A 14,493-nucleotide genomic window follows, 5' to 3' on the forward strand; every position below is an offset into this window, starting at 1 on the left:
CGGCCCGGCCGTTTCCAGTTCTAAATGTGTGCATCAATGACATCAATGAATAAACAGAAGAACGAAGGAGGCACAGCGCATTGGCTAAATCCGAACGAATTAGTGTTGCGGTTGAGATTTATGGAACATCCTATAAAATTGTCGGCAGTAACCCCGAATATATGAAAAAGATCGCCAGTCACGTTGATGATCGTATGCGTGCCTTGGCTAAAGCCCATCAGCATCTTGATATACCCCGTCTGGCTGTGTTAACCGCTGTTCACATGGCGGAAGAAGCGGTTCAGAGCGATGAGATTCAGCTTCAGCTTTCAGAGGTTCTGGAGAGCAGGGAAGCGTTGAAGCAAGAGCTGGCTTCGCTTCAGGAGAATGCGGTCAAACAGCAGGAGCGTTATGTGAATCTGCAGGAGGAACGTTCCCGCCTGAAGGCGGAGGTTTCGGAAGCAGCCGAGCAAATATCCAAGCTGGAAAGCAGCCTGAAGCAGCTTGAAGCTCAGGGAGAGGAGAAGCAGGCAGCCGCCGCGGATGCCGAGAAGCAAATTGGCGACCTTAAGAGTGCCAAAGGACGTGTTGAAGTCCAGTTGAAGGCCGTTCAGGACGAACTGGCGCAAGCCAAAGAGAAGCTGGCTGTGCTGAGCCGCCAGCTCGAGGAGGCCCGCAAGCAGGAGACGCTGGTTCGCAGCGAAGAGAAGCGGCTTAAAGAAGAGTTGGCCAAAGTACAGCAGCAGCACAAGGAGAAGCTGGGCCAGCTCGAGAATCAGCAGAAGGATAAAATCCTGTTGCTTGATAACCAGCATAAGCAGGAACGGGCCAAATTGGAGCAGCAGTACAAAGCCCAACTGGAGAATCTGGAGAAACAGCTTAAGGAAACGGAGGCCCATCTGGCTGCTTCCCAAGAGGAGAAAAGCAAGCTGAAGCAGCAGCTCGAAGGAGCAGGAAGACGTGAAGAGCAGCTGTCGCTGGAATCTGCGCAGGCTGCTAAAGAAGCTGAAACCTGGAAAGCCCGGGCGGAAAGCCGCTCCCAGGAGATTGAACGGCTGGAGCTAAGTTTGCAGCAGGCATCGGAGCATAATGAAACGCTGGAACAAGGTTTGTCTTCTTATCAGGAAGAGATTCAGTCGCTGAAAGAGCAGCTTGCCAAAGGGGAAACCGACCTGGAGCAGGCGCTTGCCGAAATCGAAACGATGATGGACGGCCGCAAAGAGCTGGCAGCCGAGCGGGACCGCCTGGCTGAAGCACAGCTGCAGTTAAAGGCTGAAGCCAATCGGCGGACCGAAGAACTGCAGCAGGTTCTGAAGGACATGGAGTCGCTTAAGGATGACCGGCAGCAGCTCCAAGGCGAACGGGAAGAGCTGCTGGGCAAGCTGGAATCGCTGCAAAAGGATCTGGATCAGCATGCGGATGAGCTGCGCCAGGCATTAAACCAAATTGATTCGATGATGAATGAACGCCGCAAATGGATGGCGGATCAGGAGCAGTGGAAGGAAGAACAGGCAACTCTGGAACTGGCGGCTTCGGAGCGTGAAGAGAAGCTGCAGCAGGTTTACGGGGAAATGAATCGCCTGATGGACGAGCTGGAAGAAGCGAAGCTGGCGGCTGAACGTGTCGGCGAACAAGCGGTAGCAGAACGTCAGCAAGCCGAAGAATACCTCCGCCAGCTCGATGAGCTGCGGGAGGAGATGCAAGTCCTCAAAGACCATCTGCAGGAGCAGAAACGGGAAACGGAAGAATATGCGGCTCTGGTTGATGAACGCGAAGCCGAACTTTCATCGGAGAAGGAGCAGTCCGCACGTCTGCGCGGACTGTATGAGGAAGCCGAGGAAAGAGAACGCCGGCGTGACGAAGCGGAGCAGGAGCTGCGGCGGCAGATTGCGCAGTGGCAGCAGGAAGCCGCTGCAGGGCAGGAGCAAACAGCCGAACTCAGCGAGAAAGCGGCAGCCTCGGAAGCAGAGAAAGTCAAACTTCAGGATCAGCTTGCGATGATTGGCGAACAGTTTGAAGTGATTTCGCACGAATACCGGCTGCTTCTGGCCGAAAGAGAGCTTGATCTGGAACGCTCCAGCAAACGGGAGGAAGAGCTGGAAAGCTTGAAAGTAGAGTATGCGAAGCTGCAAAGAGAATATAACGAGTGGATTGAGCTGCTAGAACAGGATCAGTTGTCTTAAAGGCAAAAGAACCAAGCCTGCAGAGAGAATGCATGTCAGGCTTGGTTCTTTTGTTTCTTATATTTGGTCGTTTCTCTTATTGGTTTATTCGACGATAACTTGGGCTTTCATAGCTTTATGCCCGGGACCGCAGGGTATGGAGCAGGACATTTCATATTCGCCGGCCTTATCAGGCGTAATAACGGTTGATGGTTGGGCCTGATCCAGTTTGACGCCCAGCTCGGGAATACGGAGACCGTGGTTTCCATCTTCATTATCAAGGGTAATTTGCACCGGAACGCCTGCTTTTAAGTGATAGACCTTCTGGTCAAATTCATAATTTACGGCTTTGACGACTAATTGGGTTTCCGCTTCGGGAACCGGCTTGTTCGCTTCCTCGTTATTGGCCTGGCCGGATTCGCGGGTGCAGGCGGCAAGAATCAGCAGCAGAGCTCCCGCAATCAGGGAGAACATCCTTTTTTTCATTTCGTAGAAAACACCTCTTCCGGAATTTGCATCCTCTTTATTTTAGACGTTCTTGGTATAGAAATACACCTCTAATATACGGTATAATAGCGATGGTTCATGTTTGAAAGTTGGATGACGGCACGGTAGCTCGTTAAGAAATCGGGATAGCGGTGCTTTTTTCGTTTATATAGCTGTATTTCTATGGACTTCTACCTATTTCACTAAAAGGTTAAAGTAGGCGATTTATATTCTCGGAATTTCTAAAATTAAATATGATTCTTGGTCGTGGAACCGCAAGATTATGATTTGTTACTGGGTGACCGCGATCCTGCTGTTTGTATCGGAGGGAGTATCCTGGCTTACCCCTTACAATGCTGGTGGAGTCGGGTTATGGGAAACCCGGCATGAGGTATGGATTTATGTGGATTTGTCCATCCTGGTGCTGCTTGGCGCTACGGAGCTGTGGCTTAAGCGCGAGAGAAAGGTATATTTGAAGCGGGCGGTGCTGCTCTGCGGAATTCTGCTCAGCTATGAGCTTTATTTTTTGCTGGATCCGGTGGTGCATGGTTCGGAAATTATTTTGATGATGCCGCTGCTTATTTCTTTGGTTTATTTTGAAAGGAATCTGCTTCGGGCTTTCTCGCTTTTGAATATTCTGATCTACATGCTGATAACGATTGTTCCGGCTGCGATCCGTTTGACGGCTTTTAACACTGCCGATTTCCTGCTTGTTATGACCCTGCTGATTATCGGCACTTTTCTGGGCCAAGGCGTCATTACCCGCTCTATAGAGATGCGTAAAGCGGTTGAAAATCTCGCCAAATCCGAACAGAAGCTGATTGTGGAGAAAGCGATATCCGATAAGCTCCTGAAGATGGATGCATTGACGGGGCTGTACAATCATAAAACCTTTCATGAGTATATGGAGAATTTAATCCATCATTCGGAGGCCAATGGCGTTTCCGTCCACTTGGCGATTCTCGACATTGACAATTTCAAAACCATCAACGATACCTTTGGTCATTGGGTTGGCGATATTGTACTGAAAGAAGTGGCGAGAAATATTACGGAGCTGATCCGTCCGAACGATTTTGCCGCCCGGTACGGGGGAGAAGAATTCGCGTTGATTTTTGCAGATACCACATCCGAGCAGGCTGAAGCCTGTTGTGAAGCGATCAGGGCTGCTGTTGAGCGAATGGCCATTCCTCAACTGGAGGAGCGGAATATAACCATTAGCTCGGGGTTATTCCATTATCTCCCTGGCGATGGCAAAGAGAAGCTGTTCCGAAATGCAGATTCCGCTTTATATCAGGCTAAACGTTCCGGCAAAAACCGGGTAGTGGTTTATCAGGAACAGGTGCAGCTGCTGGTTCCGCAAATCTGATTGGTGCAAAAGAAACCCCTGGCCGAGCGGGCCAGGGGTTTCACCTTGAGGCTTGCAGGTTATTTTCTGTCTCTTGCCGCGTTAAATGGCGTGGCAATCGGAATGAAGAGGTCAATAATCCCGATAACCAGGGCTGCAAGCAATGCGCCGATAAAGGATACGCTAACGTTGGTAACAACGAACTGCGCAAGCCAGATCACAACGGCGCTGACGATGAAACCTACAATTCCTCGTCCAAACGGTGTGACTCTTTTGCCGAAAATCCCTTCAATAATCCAGCCCAGCAGAGCAATAACCAAGGCAAGCAGAAGGGCGCTGCCAAAAGAACCAACAGTAAATTGGGGCACCAGCCAACCTACTACGAGAAGGACCAGTGCGGATACGATAAACCGGACAACGTGTCCAAGGAAATGCATAAGAAAATCGTCTCCTTTCCTGATGTCGTATATCGGTTATAGCATGGTCGAATCACGTAAAAGTTATGTATCGGATGAAATGGTGTTTTAAACCTTGCTTTGTTTATAATAAATATAACCGGAAATAAACCTAAAGCCTTGTTTGGCGGGTTTATTTCCTGTGACGAGAGGAGCTGCAGGTTCTTGAATCCAAAAGTATTGAAGACGATGGAATACCATAAAATTATAGATGCGCTTGCTCATTTTACCGGAACGGAGCTTGGCCGTGATCTGGCCAAGGAACTCGAGCCCTCCATCGATCTGGATCATGTTAAACGTCTGCTTCAAGCAACGGATGAAGCTTTTAAGGTCGACAGGCTGAAGGGAGCCCCGCCGTTTGGCGGCATTGTCAATATGATGCCCGCAGCCAAACGTGCCCGAATCGGCGGGACGCTGAGTCCGCATGAGCTGCATGGAATCGCATCCACCCTGTTCGGGGCACGCCGGGTACGGCGCCATCTGGCCGCCCTGCACGAAGAGGACCCGATTCCGCTGCTGTTTGAATTAACGGAGAATCTGAGCGATCAGAAGCCGCTTGAAGATGCCATCAAACGCTGCATCGACGATAACGCGGAGGTGGTGGATACAGCCAGCCCGGCTTTGGCGCAAATTCGCCGCGAGCTGCGGGGAGGCGAAGGCCGGATCCGCGAGAAGCTGGATTCGATGATCAGGTCCTCCAACGTGTCAAAAATGCTGCAGGATCAGCTGATCACGATCCGGAACGACCGCTTTGTCATCCCGGTCAAAGCGGAATACCGTTCTTATTTTGGCGGGATTGTTCATGATCAATCCGGTTCAGGAGCTACACTGTTTATTGAACCGGAATCCATTGTAGCTATGAACAATAAGCTGCGTGAAACACGGCTGGCCGAGGAACGCGAGATTGAAGTGATTTTGCAGAAGCTGACGGCCCTTGTGGGCGAGCAGTCCGAGCTTTTGTATTACGATTGCGAAGTCTTGGCCGAGCTGGATTTTATTTTTGCCAAAGCCAAACTTGCCCGTGAAATGAAAGCAACCCTGCCGCTGATGAATGACCGGGGATTTCTGAAGCTGAAGAAGGGACGCCACCCGCTGATCGCTATGGATAAGGTGGTTCCGTTAGATGTCGAGCTGGGGAATCAGTACACCTCGATCATTGTTACCGGACCGAATACGGGCGGTAAGACGGTATCCCTGAAGACGATTGGTCTGCTGAGCCTGATGGCCATGTCCGGTCTGTTTATCCCCGCCGAGGATGGAAGCCAGCTGTGTGTCTTTGATGCCATTTATGCGGATATCGGGGACGAGCAGAGTATTGAGCAGAACCTCAGTACCTTCTCCAGCCATATGACGAATATCATCAACATCTTGAATGAAATGTCTCCAAAAAGTCTGGTTCTGCTGGATGAGCTTGGCGCAGGCACGGACCCGGCGGAAGGCTCTGCGCTTGCCATCGCAATCCTGGATTATATTCATTCCTTGGGCTGCCGCATGGTAGCAACAACCCATTACAGCGAACTGAAGGCTTATGCTTATGAACGTAAAGGCGTTATCAATGCCAGCATGGAATTTGATGTGAATACGCTTAGTCCGACTTACCGTCTTCTGATCGGGGTGCCGGGACGAAGCAACGCCTTTGCAATTGCGGAACGGTTGGGCTTGTCGTCCTCTATTCTGGATTTTGCCCGTGGCGAAGTGAAGGAAGACGACCTGCGGGTAGAAAATATGATCGCTTCCCTGGAGCAGAACCGTTTAAGCGCTGAACGGGATCGGGATAAGGCTGAGAAGCTGCGGGCCGAGATGGAAGAGCTGCGTCGCAAATACGAGCAGGAGCTTGAGAAGCTTGAGGAGTCGCGGGATAAACGGATTGAGAAGGCTGAGAACGATGCCAGGGCCATTGTGGAGAAGGCTCGTAATGAAGCCCAAACAATCATTGATGATCTGCGGAAGCTGGCGCTGGAGGAAGGGGCTTCGGTTAAGGAGCATAAGCTGATTGCTGCCCGCAAAGCGCTGGACGACGCAGCCCCTGCGCAGCGCAAGAAAGCCCCGGCAGTACGCAAAGCGCTCAAGCAGCGGCAGATCGGTCCTGGAGATGAAGTTCGGGTATACAGTCTGAATCAGAAGGGTCATGTGGTAGAACTGGCTGGCAAGGAAGCTGTCGTTCAGCTTGGGATCATGAAGATGAAGGTCAGCCTGGACGATCTTGAGCTGGTTCAGCAGGAGCAAACGGCCAAGACGCCTCAGCGCGTCGTAACGAACGTTAAACGGACCAAAGACGATTCGGTGCGGACTGAACTCGATCTTCGCGGAGCCAATCTGGAAGAGGCGCTGATCGAGGTGGACCGTTTCCTGGATGAAGCTTTCCTGGCTAACCTGGGGCAGGTCTACATCATTCACGGCAAAGGAACCGGAGTGCTGCGCAGCGGCATGCAGGAATACTTGCGCAGACATAAGCATATAAAGAGCTATCGGCTGGGCAATTATGGAGAAGGCGGCTCCGGGGTTACGGTTGCCGAGCTTAAATAAGCCGTAAGGGGGGAACTGCGCTGGACACGATCGATCAGCTGCTGGCCTTTCCGTTTGGACATACCGTCGGAATTTTATCGTTATCGATATTGGAGCTGGTTGTGTTCCTGGCTTGTTTCGAGCGGCTGACTTCTTACCGCTGCTGGGGAGAAATAGCTGAAGGCAATATGGCGGCAGCTTTGGCCACTGGCGGTAAAATCGCCGGAATCTGCCTGATTTTGAGGTCGGCAGCCTCCTACCCGGATACTACGGATTTTATGAAATGGTCCTGCTTTGGAGTTTTGTTGTTGTTTGTAGCCTATTTATTATTTGAATTTTGTACACCGGTATTTAAAATCGATGAAGAAATCAAGTCGCGCAATACGGCAGCCGGGATGATCTCTTGTTGTATCTCGGTATCGCTGGCGCTTGTCATAGCGGCGTGTATGGTTTAGATGAAGCAGGAGGAATGAAGATGGAAACAACAATTTGCCCGTGGTGTCAAACCGAAATCGTCTGGGATGAGGAAATCGGGCCGGAGGAAGAATGCCCCCATTGCCATAATGAACTCAAAGGCTACCGGACGCTAAACGTCACATTGAGTGACAATGAGGAGGAGCTGGATAAGGAGCTGGAGCAAGAATCTTACAGCTCCGAAGGCTCCTGGATGGAGGAGGAAGAGAGCAGTCCACGCAACCAAGGGTTAACCAGCCTACCGTCTTTGGGCGGGCAGGATACGGACCTGCTTGCTTACGAGTCCGCTATCGGCAAAATTCTCGAAACGCAGGACCAGATGCCCGAATGCCCGCACTGCCGGGGATATATGATTTTTACTGGGCAAAATAGTGTAGGAGTCGGCGGATATCAACCCGTGATCCCGGCGGGCCTCAAACATTCCCTGCTTGAGGCGCCTATTCGGATGAATGTTTATGTTTGCCCTTCCTGTTTCCACGTCAGCTCCTTTTTGACGGATGAAGACCGGATCCGGTTTGCCGGCCAGGTACAGAAAGCCGGACAAATCAACGAGGATTAAGCTGGATAAAAGGAAATGGTCAAGCCTACGATAAAGCAAGCCGCTCCGGCACGGAGCGGCTTTTTTGGGTTCTCGTGCCGGAGCGCTGTTTGGGTTCTCTCTAGGAGTTCCCGCCGATCAGGATCCAGCAGAAAAGGGATGTGTATCACGTGTTAAAGAGAAGAGCTCGAGATCCCGGCTTTTGCGTCCCTCAATCATGTCAGTAATCAGCTTTGCAGCTATATAACTGTAGACGGCTCCGTTGCCCCCGTATCCCTCCATAAATAAACATCCGGGAAAGCGGGGGTGTTCACCTATGTAGGGAAGTCCATCGCGGGTTTGGCCAAATACGGCTCCCAAGGCGTATTCGGCTTTGAGCCCGGCAGCCATCGGGAACAGCTCGGCCAGCTTCAGCAGCAGGGTTTCGGATTGGCTGAGATACCGGGTTTCATCAAGTCCTCCCGGCCCTAACGGTTCGTCCAGCCCTCCGATGATGATCCGGTTGTCAGGGGTAGTCCGCATATATAAATAAGGACGGGCGGTCTCCCATATCAAACATCGTTGGTCCCATTGGTCCAAAAACGGGGCGGGTTCGGTCGCCAGCGCAAAAGATTGGGTCAAATAAGCTCCACGGTCCTTCTTCAATTCCTGGGTTTCATAGCCTGCAGCAATGATGACCCGACCGGCTGTAATTTCATATTCGCCCACTCTGCCGTGAACCCGGCGGCCATCAAAATGAAAGCCATGGACAGGGCTGTCCTCATAAACCGTTGCTCCGCCGCGAACGGCTGCCTCCAGCAGGGCGTGTACGAAATGGTAAGGGTTCACTTCGGCATCCCCCGTGGTGTAGATTGCGCCGGGTTTGGCGAAGGGGAAACGTCCGCGGATGTCCTGCTCGGACAGCCATTCGGCCGGGAAGCCGTATTTGCGCAGCGTCTCATATTCTTCCCGCAGCAGCTGTTTATCCTCAAGCGAGCTTGCAAAATAAAGACTGCTGCGCAGCGCCATGCCTTCTTCCGTGTCGCCAGCTTCCTTATAGAGACGGGTTAAGCCGATGACGGCTTCCCGGCATAATTCGTAAAATCGAACGCCTTTCTCCTCCCCAAAGCTGTTGATGCAGGAGGTTAATGTTTTATCGCTGGTATACTGAATCAGTCCGGTATTGGCACCGGAGCTTCCGGAACCGGCCTTATGTTTCTCCAGCAAGGTGACCTTTATGCCCGCTCTGGAGAGCATATAAGCTAATAATGAGCCGCTCAGCCCCCCTCCAACAATCAGAATGTCACATTGAATCGACGCTGAAAGAGCCGGGTACTTCTGCGGTTTATGATACAGAGTCGGCCAATATAAGCGGCCGGAATGAAGATTCATCGTCATCGACATCCTTTCTGCAAATGAGACCTGGTTATTATGGCCCTAAAACGGGGGTTCCTATTTAATCCTTCACATAATGAGCGGTCCGAGGGACATAATAGTTGTGTTCATTTTTATGAAGGAGGAGAATTCTGGTGAACAACCAACAAATGCAAGCTTTGACCTGCAAAGAGCTCGAGTACATTTCCGACTGTATCTCCAATGAAAGCATGCAAATCAAGTTATGCAGCACCATTGCTGCGCAAACGCAAAACCAATCCATCCGCCAGGCTTGCCAGCAGTATGTACAAACGCATGAGCAGCATATGCAGATGCTCGCAGACTGCCTGCGCCAGCATGAGCAATTAGCTCCCGCACAACTTCAATAAGGGCTTAAGGAGAGATGATCATGACACAAAATCAAATGCTTCCCGACAAAGACCTCCTGACTACCACCCTTGCGGATCTTCGCCGCTCTGTCCGTGAATATGCTACGGCAGCGACAGAAGCCTCCTGTCCGACTGTCCGCCAGATGTTCACCCAGCTGACAGACAGCACCTTGAAAATGCAAGGGGAGATGTACCAGCTGATGTCCAGCAACAACATGTACAATGCGCCTTCACAAGCCGCACGCCAGGAAGTGTCGAAACGGCTGCAATCCGCTCAGCAGACGCAAACCCAGGATCAGCAGTTTGTACAGCAGCATTTGTCCGGCGGCATGGGCATGTCTATGGGCTCAGGCGATAACCAAAGCCATCCGGGCAGCACCTCACAATATAGCTAACCTGAATGTGCAGATAAGAATCCATTTCAAGGAAAAAAGCACGAATGAACCGCCTTTCCAGACAATCTGTCATGGGATGGCGGTTTTTCTTTGCAGGAACCGTTAATTCATGTAATATAGTTAATAAAACTCAGCAGGCATAGGAGGGACACATGAAGGTATTAAGCGATCTTAAACAAAAGCTGATTGAGCTTCTTAGAGAGGATGCAAGGTATACCCCTGAGCTGCTAGCAACCATGCTTGGAGTCACCCAAGAGGAAGTCAAAACCGCCATCCAGGAGCTGGAGCAGGAGCATATTATCGTCAAATACGCCACCGTCGTGAACAGCAGCAAGCTGGATGACGAGAAAGTGACCGCCCTGATCGAAGTGCAGATTACGCCTGAACGGGGCAGAGGTTTTGACAGCATTGCTGAGCGGGTCTACTTGTATCCGCAGGTAAAATCCGTTTATCTGATGTCGGGAGCCTACGATCTGCTTGTTGAAGTTGAAGGACGGAACTTGAAGGATGTAGCCAGCTTCGTTTCCGAGAAACTCTCTACCTTGGAATCGGTGTTATCTACCAAAACGCATTTTATCTTAAAGAAATACAAACAAGACGGCGTTATTTTTGAAGACCATGAAGAAGATCACCGCCTTATGATTTCTCCGTAAAGGAAGTAATGAGATGATAGTGAATTCTGACAAACAAACAGACGGCAGCGACAAAAATAAATCCATGCACGGCTATCTGGCCCCGCATGTTCAGCAGATTCAGCCTTCCGGCATCCGCAAGTTCTTTGATCTGGTCAGCGGGAACAAGGACATCATCACGCTTGGCGTTGGCGAACCCGACTTTGTAACGCCTTGGCATGTCAGGGAAGCCTGCGTTTATTCGCTGGAGCGCGGATTTACCCGCTACACCTCGAATTCGGGAACACCCGAGCTGCGCGAAGCCATTGGCCAGTATTTATACGACAATTTCAATGTTGCTTACGAGCCTAAAGATGAAATCCTCGTTACCGTGGGAGGCAGCGAAGCGATTGATTTGGCTCTGCGGGCTTTAATTACGCCGGGAGATGAAATTTTGATCCCGGAACCAAGTTATATCTCCTACTCTCCAATTACAACGATCGGCGGCGGCATTCCAGTCGGCATTGAGACCTTTGCGAAAGATCAATTCAAGCTGACGGCCGAGCAGCTGGAAGCCGCTATTACGCCTAAGTCGAAGGTGCTGGTACTCAGCTATCCGAGCAACCCGACCGGCGGCATTATGACTTATGAGGATTGGCTGCCGATTGCCAAGATTGTAGAGAAACATGATCTGATTGTCATTTCGGATGAAATATATGCGGAGCTTTCATACGCCGGCAAGCATGTCAGCTTTGCTTCGGTGCCCGGGATGAAGGACCGTACCATTCTGGTCAGCGGCTTCTCCAAAGCATTTGCCATGACCGGCTGGCGGATGGGGTATGCCTGCGGACATCCTGACCTGATTGCGGCCATGCTGAAGATTCACCAATACACGGTGATGTGTGCTCCGGCTATGGGACAGGTGGCTGCGCTTGAAGCCTTGACGAACGGAATGGAAGAGAAAGACCGGATGGTTGATTCTTATAACCAGCGCCGCCGCCTTGTAGTACAAGGCCTGCGTGACATTGGTCTGGAATGCCATGAACCGCAGGGGGCATTTTATGCTTTCCCGAGCATCAAGTCGACCGGTCTGACCTCGGATGAATTTGCACAGCGCCTGCTCGTAGAAGCCAAGGTGGCCGCCGTGCCGGGCAACGTATTTGGTTTGGGCGGGGAAGGTTATCTGCGCTGCTCCTATGCGACTTCCGTAGCTCAGTTAAACGAAGCGATTCACCGGATGGGCGAATTTATCCGCAAGCTCTCCTGATTAGAGCCGGCTTGATGCGGGAAACAGGAACCAAAATTGAAAATTTTTCATATTTATTTACATTTATTTCATTTTCGAATTGAATACGGGATATCCGGCATGTTATAATTTGACTCCGAAGGCTTTGCTGGTATTATCCGGCTGCCCTAAGGTAGGGCTGGCTTATCAGTCAAGGAGGAGTGGACTATGAGTTGCGGTGAATACAATTTGCCAAGTTATAACGGGATGATGATTGCTGAGGACAACAATCATCATTGGATGTTCGAGGGTCGAAGCATTCCCGCTCTAAACCGCAGGCTCTCCTTGGAGGATGAAATCAGAATGCTGCGAAGCAGGATGGAGAAGATCTTTATGGAAGAGCAATCTTTTACCTCCGACATCGTTGTAGAAATCAGCACCCTGCTTGACCTGAAGATCAATGAATATATGAAGGTCAGAAGCCAGGATTGCAAACAATAATGTGTTTGGAAATCTTATGTTAAAATAAGGGGAGATCCTGAACCGTCAGGGTCTCCTTTTTGCATGAACGAAGGAACGGAAAGGAAGGGCTGCTATCGATGAAAATATATACTAGAACCGGTGACCAGGGCAGTACAGCTTTGATTGGCGGGCAGGTCCGCAAGGATGATCCCCGGGTGGAGGCTTATGGTTCCCTGGATGAACTGAACAGCTTTGTCGGACAGGCAGCAGCGCTGGCGGATGGGGAGCTGTTCGCCGAATTAAAGCTCCAGCTTGTGCGGATCCAGCATGAATTGTTTGATTGCGGTTCGGATTTGGCTTACGCCCGCCCTAAAGAGCAGGGATATAAGGTCCATGCGGAATTAACCGCAAATCTGGAAGCCTGGATTGACGCCTGGGAGCAGGAGCTTCCGCCGCTGGAGCGCTTTATTCTGCCCGGAGGCTCGCCGCTGGCTGCAGCCCTGCATGTCTGCCGCACGGTTTGCCGGAGAGCGGAGCGCCGAGTGGTCAGCCTGGCCGCTGAAATGGAAATTCACACAGAGGTGCTCCGGTACGTGAACCGGCTTTCGGATTATTTCTTTACGGCTTCCCGGCTGGCGAACGTGAAAGCGGGAGCAGCGGAAACCGAATATAAGCGGAGCGGAAAGGTGTTTCGTTGATTTCTATGAAAGATTATTACAATCCGATTGCCTATCAAGTCACAGCTGCCGAGGAAGGCTGGCTGCTCAAGACGGTGCTGAGCCGGAGGCTGGGCGTTTCCCGCAAGCTGATGTCGCGATTGAAGCTGACCGAGCAGGGAATTACACTGAACGGCGAACGTGTCTACATCAGCCATTACGTCAAGGAAGGCGATCTGGTAGAAGTCCGGCTTGAGCGGGAAACGTCGGAGGATATCTTGCCGCAGCCGATTGCTTTCGACATTCTCTACGAAGACGAAGCGTTGCTAATCGTCAATAAAGCGCCGGGCATCATTGTGCACCCCACACACGGTCATTATACGGACACGCTGGCCAACGGCGTCGTGTATTACTGGCAGGAAAAGGGGGAGCAATACCGCTTTCGTCCGGTTCACCGGCTGGACCAGGAGACGAGCGGCGTGCTGGCCATTGCCAAAAATGCCTACGTCCACCAGCATATTTCCGAGCAGATGATTGCCGGTAGCGTGCTCAAAAAATATACGGCGCTGGTTCACGGAACCCCGCCGGCCGCAGAGGGCCGGATCGACGGTCCGATCGACCGCGATCCGCTGGAGCCGCACCGCCGCATCATTACGGAAAGCGGGTATCCCGCTTTAACGTTCTACCGGGTGCGGGAGGTTTTTGCTGCCGGCTCGCTTGTTGAGCTGCAGCTGGGAAGCGGGCGGACCCACCAGATCCGGGTCCACATGACCTCCATCGGCTGTCCGCTGATCGGCGACAAGATGTACAGCTACGAGGCGCTGGATCTCCCGGCGCCCGATCCCGAAGCAGCCGTGCGGCTGAACGCGGCTATTGGCCGGCAGGCGCTGCATGCCGCGCAGCTGGGTTTTGTCCACCCTCTTTCCAAAGAAGAGGTGGTATTCGAGGCGCCGCTGCCGGCGGATATGGCCGAGCTGCGCAGGGAAATGGCGGCCAATCGGCTTTAGTTAGTGCCAGCGTATATAAACTATTTTTAATAGACCGGAGGATTCCTATTATGAGCAAATTGACGGTTTACCAATATCCTAAATGCAGCACCTGCCGCAATGCAGTAAAGTGGCTGCAGGCCAGCGGACATGAGCTGGAGCTTCACCACATTGTCGAAGCCCCGCCGACTGCGGACGAATTAGGACGGCTGGCCGAGCTGAGCGGCCTGGAGCTGAAGAAGTTCTTTAACACAAGCGGCGAGGTATACCGCGGCCTGGGGTTGAAGGACAAGCTGCCTTCCCTTTCGCGCGAGGAACAGCTGGCGCTGCTGGCTTCGAACGGGATGCTGATCAAACGTCCGATCGTTACGGACGGCCAGCGGGTGACGTTAGGTTTTAAAGAGGATGAATTTGCCTCCGTATGGAGCTGAAGAATATAGTAAAATAAATAGATTCAGAATGGTTTGCCTGA

The 14,493-nt window shown here is 51.7% G+C and carries 16 protein-coding genes; 13 read left to right on the plus strand and 3 right to left on the minus strand.

The genetic code is table 11. From position 1 onward, the window contains the following. The first annotated feature begins 80 nt into the window (after nt 1–80). Nucleotides 81–2,162 (plus strand): cell division protein ZapA, encoded by a 2,082-nt coding sequence (gene zapA / locus AWM70_RS02770; protein ID WP_068694158.1) that lies wholly within the window; start codon nt 81–83, stop codon nt 2,160–2,162. Nucleotides 2,163–2,246: 84 nt separating this feature from the next. Here zapA and AWM70_RS02775 read toward each other — a convergent pair whose 3' ends face one another. Beyond that, on the minus strand, nt 2,247–2,627 hold the full coding sequence (locus AWM70_RS02775) for a cupredoxin domain-containing protein (RefSeq protein ID WP_068694160.1): 381 nt from the start codon (nt 2,625–2,627) through the stop codon (nt 2,247–2,249). A 283-nt stretch (nt 2,628–2,910) separates the two neighbouring features. Here AWM70_RS02775 and AWM70_RS02780 point away from each other — a divergent pair, with 283 nt between their 5' ends. Next, nucleotides 2,911–3,993, plus strand: a complete 1,083-nt coding sequence (locus AWM70_RS02780) for a GGDEF domain-containing protein (protein WP_068694162.1) — start codon at nt 2,911–2,913, stop codon at nt 3,991–3,993. 59 nt (nt 3,994–4,052) lie between these two features. Here the strand turns inward: AWM70_RS02780 and AWM70_RS02785 are convergent, their stop codons facing one another. Beyond that, nucleotides 4,053–4,409 carry a phage holin family protein gene (locus AWM70_RS02785; RefSeq protein ID WP_068694164.1) on the minus strand — a complete coding sequence of 119 codons (357 nt, stop codon included), beginning with the start codon at nt 4,407–4,409 and terminating at the stop codon, nt 4,053–4,055. A 183-nt stretch (nt 4,410–4,592) separates the two neighbouring features. On the opposite strand from AWM70_RS02785, the gene AWM70_RS02790 reads away from it, so the two are divergent. The 3 genes from AWM70_RS02790 to AWM70_RS02800 all read left to right on the plus strand — a co-directional run bounded on the left by AWM70_RS02790 (nt 4,593) and on the right by AWM70_RS02800 (nt 7,965). Continuing rightward, nucleotides 4,593–6,953, plus strand: coding sequence for an endonuclease MutS2 (locus AWM70_RS02790; RefSeq protein ID WP_068694166.1), 2,361 nt, complete (start codon nt 4,593–4,595; stop codon nt 6,951–6,953). An 89-nt stretch (nt 6,954–7,042) separates the two neighbouring features. After that, nucleotides 7,043–7,387, plus strand: a complete 345-nt coding sequence (locus AWM70_RS02795; RefSeq protein WP_237167811.1) for a DUF350 domain-containing protein — start codon at nt 7,043–7,045, stop codon at nt 7,385–7,387. 20 nt (nt 7,388–7,407) lie between these two features. Next, on the plus strand, nt 7,408–7,965 hold the full coding sequence (locus AWM70_RS02800) for a hypothetical protein (RefSeq protein WP_068694170.1): 558 nt from the start codon (nt 7,408–7,410) through the stop codon (nt 7,963–7,965). Nucleotides 7,966–8,082: 117 nt separating this feature from the next. On the opposite strand, the gene AWM70_RS02805 is transcribed toward AWM70_RS02800, so the two are convergent. After that, nucleotides 8,083–9,315 carry an NAD(P)/FAD-dependent oxidoreductase gene (locus tag AWM70_RS02805; RefSeq protein ID WP_068694171.1) on the minus strand — a complete coding sequence of 411 codons (1,233 nt, stop codon included), beginning with the start codon at nt 9,313–9,315 and terminating at the stop codon, nt 8,083–8,085. Between the two features lie 137 nt (nt 9,316–9,452). On the opposite strand from AWM70_RS02805, the gene AWM70_RS02810 reads away from it, so the two are divergent. The 8 genes from AWM70_RS02810 (at nt 9,453) to AWM70_RS02845 (ending at nt 14,452) form a co-directional block, all read left to right on the plus strand. Beyond that, nucleotides 9,453–9,686 carry a hypothetical protein gene (locus AWM70_RS02810; RefSeq protein WP_068694174.1) on the plus strand — a complete coding sequence of 78 codons (234 nt, stop codon included), beginning with the start codon at nt 9,453–9,455 and terminating at the stop codon, nt 9,684–9,686. Nucleotides 9,687–9,706: 20 nt separating this feature from the next. Beyond that, nucleotides 9,707–10,081, plus strand: coding sequence for a spore coat protein (locus AWM70_RS02815; RefSeq protein WP_237167812.1), 375 nt, complete (start codon nt 9,707–9,709; stop codon nt 10,079–10,081). Nucleotides 10,082–10,233: 152 nt separating this feature from the next. After that, nucleotides 10,234–10,734 (plus strand): Lrp/AsnC family transcriptional regulator, encoded by a 501-nt coding sequence (locus tag AWM70_RS02820; protein ID WP_068694176.1) that lies wholly within the window; start codon nt 10,234–10,236, stop codon nt 10,732–10,734. Nucleotides 10,735–10,747: 13 nt separating this feature from the next. Continuing rightward, nucleotides 10,748–11,959, plus strand: a complete 1,212-nt coding sequence (locus AWM70_RS02825; protein ID WP_068694178.1) for an aminotransferase class I/II-fold pyridoxal phosphate-dependent enzyme — start codon at nt 10,748–10,750, stop codon at nt 11,957–11,959. 186 nt (nt 11,960–12,145) lie between these two features. After that, entirely contained in the window at nt 12,146–12,418 is a 273-nt protein-coding gene (locus AWM70_RS02830) for an aspartyl-phosphate phosphatase Spo0E family protein (RefSeq protein WP_068694180.1), read from the plus strand. Between the two features lie 98 nt (nt 12,419–12,516). Next, entirely contained in the window at nt 12,517–13,077 is a 561-nt protein-coding gene (locus AWM70_RS02835) for a cob(I)yrinic acid a,c-diamide adenosyltransferase (protein ID WP_068694181.1), read from the plus strand. Between the two features lie 5 nt (nt 13,078–13,082). Next, nucleotides 13,083–14,042: an RluA family pseudouridine synthase gene (locus tag AWM70_RS02840; RefSeq protein ID WP_068694182.1), complete on the plus strand. Its 960-nt coding sequence runs from the start codon at nt 13,083–13,085 to the stop codon at nt 14,040–14,042. A 50-nt stretch (nt 14,043–14,092) separates the two neighbouring features. Then, a complete protein-coding gene (locus AWM70_RS02845) occupies nt 14,093–14,452 on the plus strand; it encodes an arsenate reductase family protein (protein ID WP_068694183.1) in 360 nt (119 codons plus the stop codon). Nucleotides 14,453–14,493: the final 41 nt, after the last annotated feature.

Origin of the sequence: Paenibacillus yonginensis, from assembly GCF_001685395.1 — a bacterium.
Taxonomy (GTDB): Bacteria; Bacillota; Bacilli; order Paenibacillales; family Paenibacillaceae; genus Fontibacillus; species Fontibacillus yonginensis.

Coding starts and splice junctions, on each gene's coding strand:
- AWM70_RS02830 (WP_068694180.1), top strand. CDS start 12,146: ATGAGTTGCGGTGAATACAATTTGCCAAGTTATAACGGGATGATGATT.
- AWM70_RS02815 (WP_237167812.1), top strand. CDS start 9,707: ATGACACAAAATCAAATGCTTCCCGACAAAGACCTCCTGACTACCACC.
- AWM70_RS02805 (WP_068694171.1), bottom strand. CDS start 9,315: ATGAATCTTCATTCCGGCCGCTTATATTGGCCGACTCTGTATCATAAA.
- AWM70_RS02840 (WP_068694182.1), top strand. CDS start 13,083: ATGAAAGATTATTACAATCCGATTGCCTATCAAGTCACAGCTGCCGAG.
- AWM70_RS02785 (WP_068694164.1), bottom strand. CDS start 4,409: ATGCATTTCCTTGGACACGTTGTCCGGTTTATCGTATCCGCACTGGTC.
- AWM70_RS02780 (WP_068694162.1), top strand. CDS start 2,911: ATGATTTGTTACTGGGTGACCGCGATCCTGCTGTTTGTATCGGAGGGA.
- AWM70_RS02825 (WP_068694178.1), top strand. CDS start 10,748: ATGATAGTGAATTCTGACAAACAAACAGACGGCAGCGACAAAAATAAA.
- AWM70_RS02800 (WP_068694170.1), top strand. CDS start 7,408: ATGGAAACAACAATTTGCCCGTGGTGTCAAACCGAAATCGTCTGGGAT.
- AWM70_RS02835 (WP_068694181.1), top strand. CDS start 12,517: ATGAAAATATATACTAGAACCGGTGACCAGGGCAGTACAGCTTTGATT.
- AWM70_RS02845 (WP_068694183.1), top strand. CDS start 14,093: ATGAGCAAATTGACGGTTTACCAATATCCTAAATGCAGCACCTGCCGC.
- AWM70_RS02820 (WP_068694176.1), top strand. CDS start 10,234: ATGAAGGTATTAAGCGATCTTAAACAAAAGCTGATTGAGCTTCTTAGA.
- AWM70_RS02775 (WP_068694160.1), bottom strand. CDS start 2,627: ATGAAAAAAAGGATGTTCTCCCTGATTGCGGGAGCTCTGCTGCTGATT.